The organism is Candidatus Infernicultor aquiphilus (assembly GCF_002784285.1).
Classification (GTDB): domain Bacteria; phylum Atribacterota; class Phoenicimicrobiia; order Phoenicimicrobiales; family Phoenicimicrobiaceae; genus Infernicultor; species Infernicultor aquiphilus.
Genome location: NZ_PFKO01000110.1, coordinates 1 through 1445, shown reverse-complemented (window position 1 = coordinate 1445; position 1445 = coordinate 1). Strand labels below are relative to the sequence as shown.

Here is a 1445-nt window from a genome sequence, read left to right as displayed (position 1 = left end):
TTAATTGGCCATAGCTCTTCTTAGCCCTTAAATTCTCTGGAAGATAAACTTCTTTTTCACCAGATTGATATTCGGAAAGTTTTAATATTTCATTATTATGAGCAAAATTAATAGAATAAAGATTTCCTTTTATTACTTCGATAGATTTCCTGATTATCCTTCTCTTTAAGGCTAAAGATAAGGTATTAAACTTTTTTAAATCGACAATTATTCTTTCTTGACCTTCCACTTTTACGATCTCTGTAAATAGTAACTCTGTTTTTTGTTGCAAATAGGTATAAACTTCACTGACCATGCTCTGTAGGCGTAATATAATATCTTTTATATTTTTATTATACTCTTTGGAAAGGAGAGGTAAAAGTTCTAATCTAATTTTATTTCTAAAATATATAGTCTCTTTATTGGATGAATCTATCCGATATTCTATTTTATGTATTTGGCAATATTCTTCAATCTCTTTTCGAGTGCATTCTATTAATGGTCTAATTATTTTATTTCGTACTGGTGGAATTCCCGTTAATCCTTCTAATCCGCTACCTCTTAAAAGTCTCATTAAAATAGTTTCTACCTGATCATCAGCATTATGACCTAGAGCAATTTTGTCAGTCTTTAACTTCTCTGTGGTTTCTGAATAAAATTTATATCTATATTCTCGGGCAATCTCTTCCAGATTTGATCGTTTTTTCTTTACAATTTCACTTAAATTACAACTTTTAACTTCACAGGGCAAATCTAATTTTTGAGCCAAATTTTTAACGAAATCGGCATCTTCATCTGATTCTCTGCCTCTTAGCATATGATTAAGATGGGCAATATATATGGATAGATTATATTTTTGTCTGAAAGATAACAAAATTTTTAAAAGGGCTACCGAATCAGGACCCCCAGATACTCCTACCAGAACTTTATCATTAAAAGAAAGCATATCAAACTTTTTTATAGTCTCCAATACTTTCTCTTCCAACATTTCTATCTCCTTGTAATTAAAGGCCTTTCTAAGTGAAAGGCCTTTAATTTATCAATAAATATTTTTGGTGGCGGTGCTGAGATTCGAACTCAGGACACTGCGGGTATGAGCCGCATGCTCTAACCATCTGAGCTACACCGCCTAAATTAACAAAAAACCTCTATCATTTTGATTAAGAGGTTTTTTGAAATTGGTTGCGGGGGGCGGATTCGAACCACCGACCTTCAGGTTATGAGCCTGACGAGCTACCTGACTGCTCCACCCCGCGTCGTATTTTATTAAAGGTGCCGGAGGCCGGAATCGAACCGGCACGAACTTTACAGCTCGCAGGATTTTAAGTCCTGTGCGTCTACCTATTCCGCCACTCCGGCGAACTGCAATTCATTATATGATAAATCTTCTAAATCGTCAATAGTAATTATATAAGAGCTTTTTGCTTTGTAAGATATTTTTTGGTTTTTAGTCACTGATTAAGCCT

Annotated in this window: 1 protein-coding gene and 3 tRNA genes; all 4 read right to left on the bottom strand. The window is 34.1% G+C overall.

The window, feature by feature from the left end; all coding sequences use genetic code 11:
* Positions 1 to 967, bottom strand: a 967-nt coding sequence (tilS, locus tag COZ07_RS03075) for a tRNA lysidine(34) synthetase TilS (RefSeq protein ID WP_406607120.1), incomplete at its 3' end; no start/stop codon positions are given.
* 65 nt (positions 968 to 1032) lie between these two features.
* Positions 1033 to 1109, bottom strand: a tRNA-Met gene (locus tag COZ07_RS03070).
* Between the two features lie 49 nt (positions 1110 to 1158).
* Positions 1159 to 1235 (bottom strand) — tRNA-Met (locus COZ07_RS03065).
* Positions 1236 to 1252: 17 nt separating this feature from the next.
* Positions 1253 to 1338: transfer RNA gene (locus COZ07_RS03060), tRNA-Leu, on the bottom strand.
* Positions 1339 to 1445 lie beyond the last annotated feature (107 nt).